Raw genomic sequence first — 5639 nt, 5'->3', positions numbered from 1 at the left:
ACGGAGGCGTCGATCGACGTCACCGCCTGGGAGTGCGTGCCGGGGACGGCGACGGTGCCGATCGGTGGGCCGGTCGGCAACACCCGGGTGTACGTCCTGGATGCGGCCCTGCGTCCGGTTCCGGTCGGTGTGGCAGGTGAGTTGTACCTCGCCGGTGTGCAGTTGGCCCGGGGCTATCTGAACCGTCCGGGGCTGACGGCGGAGCGCTTCGTGGCCTGCCCGTTCGGCGAGTCCGGGGAGCGGATGTACCGTACGGGTGACCTGGCGCGTTGGCGCGAGGACGGCACGCTCGACTACCTCGGTCGGACCGATGACCAGGTGAAGGTGCGTGGTTACCGCATCGAGCTGGGCGAGATCGAGGCGGCCGTCCTCGGTCGGTCGGGTGTCGCGCAGGCGGCCGTGATCGTCCGCGAGGACGTCCCGGGCGACAAGCGCATCGCCGCCTACGTCGTCCCGGCCGTGGACGCGGAGGTGGATGCCGTTGCACTGCGGGATGCGCTCGCGACGACGCTTCCCGACTACATGGTCCCGTCCGCGATCATGGTGCTGGACGAGCTTCCGCTGACGGTCAACGGCAAGCTGGACCGCCGCGCTCTCCCGGCCCCCGAGATCACCGCGATCCAGGAGGCCTACCGGGCGCCGCGGACGGCGGACGAGGAGCTCCTCTGCGAGGTGTTCGCCGAGGTCCTCGGGCTGGAGCGGGTCGGCATCGACGACAACTTCTTCGAGCTGGGCGGTCACTCCCTGCTGGCGGTCACCCTGGTCGAGCGGCTGCGCTCGCGCGGCCTCCAGGTCTCGGTGCGGGCGCTCTTCCAGGCCCCGACGGCGGCCGGACTTGCGGCCGTTGACGCGGGCCAGGCGTTCGTGGTGCCGGAGAACCGGATCCCGCAGGACGCCACCGCGCTGACTCCGGACATGATCACGCTGGCCGAGGTCACCGAGGACAATCTCGCACGGATCGTGGAGCAGGTCCCGGGTGGTGCGGCGAACATCGCCGACATCTACCCGCTGGCGCCGCTGCAGGAGGGGATCTTCTTCCACCACCTGCTGGACGCGCAGCAGGGGCGTGACGTCTACATCCTGCCGACCGTGCTGGCCTTCGACTCGCGGGAGCGGGTCGAGGCGTTCGTGTCGGCGCTGCAGGCGGTGGTGGACCGCCACGGCATTCTGCGGACGGCCGTGCTCTGGGAGAACCTGCCCCAGCCGCTCCAGGTCGTCCTGCGCCGGGCAGCTCTGCCCGTCCACGAGGTCACGCTGTCCGGTGACTCGCACGACTCCGGGGACGACGCGGTGGCCCGGCTGCTGGCGTCCTGCCCGCCCTCGATGGACATCCGTCGTGCGCCCATGGTCGATCTGACGATTGCCCAGGACATCGCCGGTGACCGGTGGTTGATGGCTCTGCGCAGTCATCACCTCACCCGCGACCATCAGGCCCTGGAGATCCTCTTCGACGAGGTGCGCGCGCACCTGGAGCACGAGGAGGACCGCCTGCCCGAGCCGGCGCCGTACCGCGACTTCGTCGCCCACGCGCGCCTGGCCGTCACCGCAGACCAGCACCGCGCCTACTTCGAGCGGGCGCTCGGTGACGTCGAGGAGCCGACCGCGCCGTACGGCGTGCTGGACACCCACGGCGACGGCACCGACACGGGCGAGTCGATCGTCGAGCTGTCGGCCGAACTGGCCGAGCGCGTCCGCGAACAGGCTCGTCGGCACGGAGTGAGCGCCGCCGCGTTCTTCCACCTGGCCTGGGCCCGTGTCGCGGCCGCGACGACCGGGCAGACGCATCCGGTGTTCGGCACGGTGCTGCTCGGCCGGATGGACGCCGGTGACACGGCGAGCCGGACGCCGGGTCTGTACATCAACACCCTGCCGATCCGGGTCGACGCCACCCGGCCGCTGGTGGCGGGGCTGAAGGTGGCGCAGCAGCAGCTGGGTGAGCTGCTGCGGCACGAGCACGCCCCGCTGACCCTCGCCCAGCAGGTGACCGGCGTCCCCGCCCAGAGCCCGCTGTTCACCTCGCTCCTCAACTACCGGCACAGTCTGCCCAGTTCTCACCCCGACCAGCAGGGCGTGCCCGGAAGCGGGACCACGGGCATCGACATCGTGTACGCCTCGGAGCGGACGAACTACCCGTTGACGGTGTCGGTGGACGACACCGGGGTCGGGTTCCGGTTCACCGTGCAGGCGTGCGCGCCGATGGACTCCGATGTGGTCTGCGGTCTGCTGTGCACGGTGGTGGAGAACCTGGTCGGCGGGCTGGAGCAGGACTCCGCCGCCACGCTCGACCGGATCGCCGTTCTCGACGACGGGCAGCGGGAGTTGGTGCTGCGCGGCTGGAACGACACCGCGCGGGAGCTGCCGGCCGCGACGCTGCCGGGGCTCTTCGAGGCGCAGGCGGCGCGGACGCCGGACGCCACGGCCGTGGTGTTCGGCAGCGGTGCGGCGCGTGAGGTCGTGTCGTACGCGGAGCTGAACGAGCGGGCGAACCGCCTGGCCCACCTGCTGGTCGAGGGCGGTGTCGGCCCCGAGCACCTGGTGGCCGTCTGCCTGCCGCGCTCGACCGAGCTGGTGGTGTCGCTGCTGGCGATCGGCAAGGCCGGGGCGGCGTATCTGCCGCTGGACCCGGACTACCCGGACGACCGTCTGGCCTCCACCCTGGAGGACGGTCGCCCGACCGCCCTGGTCACCGACAGCGTGACGATGGACGGGGTCCCGGCGGCCGAAGCGGGCGTCCGGCGGATCGACCTGGACGCACCGGAGACGGCCAACGCCCTTGGTGTGCAGCCTGTTTCGAACCCGGAGCGCCCGGGCCACCGCCCGGAGAGCCCGGCGTACGTCATCTACACCTCCGGTTCCACCGGTCGCCCCAAGGGCGTGGTGATCTCCCACCAGGGGATCGTCAACCGCCTTTCCTGGGGGCAGCAGGACTACCGGCTGACGCCGTCGGACCGGGTGTTGCAGAAGACTCCGGTCGGGTTCGACGTCTCCGTGTGGGAGTTCTTCTGGCCGCTGACCACCGGCGCGACGCTCGTCGTCGCACGCCCGGACGGCCACCGTGACCCCGCGTACCTCGCCGAGGTGATCCGTGCGGAGGGCGTGACCGTCGCGCACTTCATCCCGTCGATGATGCAGGTGTTCCTGCTGGAGCCGGCCGCGCGGACCTGTACGTCTCTGCGGGCGGTGTTCGCCAGCGGTGAGGCGCTGTCCCCGGAGCTGCGGGACGCCTTCCTGCGCGACATGGGCATCCCACTGCACAACCTCTACGGCCCCACCGAGGTGTCCATCGAGGTCACCGCCTGGGACTGCGTGCCCGGGACGGCGACCGTGCCGATCGGCGGCCCGGTCGGCAACACCCGGGCCTACGTGCTGGACGCCGCCCTGCGTCCGGTGCCGGCCGGTGTGGCGGGTGAGCTGTACATCGCCGGTGTGCAGCTGGCGCGCGGCTACCTGAACCGTCCGGGTCTGACGGCGGAGCGCTTCGTGGCCTGTCCGTTCGGCGAGGCCGGGGAGCGGATGTACCGCACGGGTGACCTCGCCCGCTGGCGCGAGGACGGCACGATCGACTACCTGGGTCGTACGGACGACCAGGTGAAGGTGCGCGGTTACCGCATCGAGCTGGGCGAGATCGAGGCCGGCCTGCTCGGTCAGCCGGGTGTCGCGCAGGCGGCCGTGATCGTCCGCGAGGACGTCCCCGGGGACAAGCGCATCGCCGCCTACGTGGTGCCCGCCGCCGGTGCGGAGATCGACACCACCGAGATCCGGGCCGGGCTGGGCGCCGTCCTGCCCGAGTACATGGTCCCGTCCGCGATCATGGTGCTGGACGCGCTGCCGCTGACGGTCAACGGCAAGCTGGACCGCCGGGCACTCCCGGTGCCGGACCGGACGGAGCTGTTGGAGTCGTCCTACCGGGCGCCGCGCACGGCGGACGAGCAGCTGCTCAGCGAGGTGTTCGCCGAGGTCCTGGGCCTGCCCCAGGTCGGCATCGACGACAACTTCTTCGAGCTGGGCGGCCACTCCCTGCTGGCGGTGACGCTGGTGGAGCGACTGCGGGCGAGCGGCCTGCCGGTGTCGGTGAAGGCGCTGTTCCAGGCCCCGACGCCGGCGGCGCTGGCCGCCGTCGACGCCGGTCGGGCCTTCGTGGTGCCGGAGAACCGGATCCCGAGCGACGCGACCGTCCTCACCCCGGACATGGTCACGCTGGCCGAGCTGAGCCAGGCGGACCTCGACCGCCTGGTGGAGCAGGTTCCCGGTGGTGCGGCGAACGTCGCGGACGTCTACCCGCTGGCGCCGCTGCAGGAGGGGATCTTCTTCCACCACCTGCTGGACGCGGACCAGGGGCGTGATGTCTACGTCGTTCCGGTCGTTCTGGGTTTCGATTCGCGTGGGCGCCTGGACGACTTCGTCGCCGCGCTCCAGCACGTCGTCGACCGGCACGACATCCTGCGGACGGCCGTGCTGTGGGAGAACCTGCCCCAGCCGCTCCAGGTCGTCCTGCGGCAGGCCCCGGTGGCGGTCGAGGAGATCGCCCTCACCGGGGACCCGGGCGAGGACGCGGTGGCCCGGCTGCTGGCGGCGTGCCCGCCCTCGATGGACATCCGCCGTGCCCCGATGATGCGGCTCGTCGTCGCGGCCGATCCGGGCCGGGACCGCTGGCTGATGGCACTGCAGAGCCACCACCTGATCCGGGACCACCAGGCGCTGGAGATCCTCTTCGACGAGGTGCGGGCGCACCTGGAGCAGGAGGAGGACCGCCTGCCGGAGCCGGCGCCGTACCGCGACTTCGTGGCGCACGCCCGGCTGGCTGTCACGGCCGACCAGCACCGTGCGTTCTTCGAGCGGGCGCTCGGGGAGGTGGAGGAGCCGACGGCGCCGTACGGTGTGCTGGACACCCACGGCGACGGCAGCGAGGCCGGGGAGGCCGTGGTCGATCTTTCCGGTGAACTGGCCTACCGGGTACGCGAGTTGGCGCGTCGCCACGGTGTGAGTGCGGCGGCGTTCTTCCACCTGGCGTGGGCGCGGGTCGCGGCGGCCACGACGGGGCAGACGCATCCGGTGTTCGGCACCGTGCTGTTCGGCCGGATGGACGCCGGTGACACGGCGAGCCGCACTCCCGGTCTGTACATCAACACCCTGCCGATCCGCATCGACGCGACCCAGTCGCTGCTGGCGGGGCTGAAGGTGACCCAGCAGCAGCTGGGTGAGCTGCTGCGGCACGAGCACGCCCCGCTGACCCTCGCTCAGCAGGCGACCGGCGTCCCGGCGCAGAGCCCGCTGTTCACCTCGCTCCTCAACTACCGCCACAGCCGGACGGCCGACACCCATCAGACCGTCCTTGCCGGCGTCACCCCGCTGTTCGGGCAGGAGCGGACGAACTACCCGTTGACGGTGTCGGTGGACGACACCGGTGTCGGGTTCCGGCTCACGGTGCAGGCGTGCGCTCCGATGGACTCGGACGTGGTCTGCGGCCTGTTCGAGGCTCTGGTGGAGCGGCTCGCCGACGGACTGGAGCGGGAGCCAGAACTGACGCTGGATCGGGTCTCGGTCCTGGACGCCGGGCAGCGGGAGTTGGTGCTGCGCGGGTGGAACGACACGGCGCGTGAGGTTCCGGTGGGGACGTTGCCGGGGCTGTTCGAGGCTCA

1 protein-coding gene is annotated in these 5639 nt (G+C 71.6%); it reads left to right on the top strand.

Annotated features, from left to right (window positions below):
- The coding region (locus ACFWJ4_RS40650) for an amino acid adenylation domain-containing protein (RefSeq protein WP_380554274.1) at nt 1-5639 on the top strand (5639 nt) is incomplete at both ends.

This window comes from Kitasatospora sp. NPDC127067 (assembly GCF_042724755.1).
Classification (GTDB): domain Bacteria; phylum Actinomycetota; class Actinomycetes; order Streptomycetales; family Streptomycetaceae; genus Kitasatospora; species Kitasatospora lactacystinica.
This window is presented reverse-complemented; position numbering and strand designations above follow the sequence as displayed.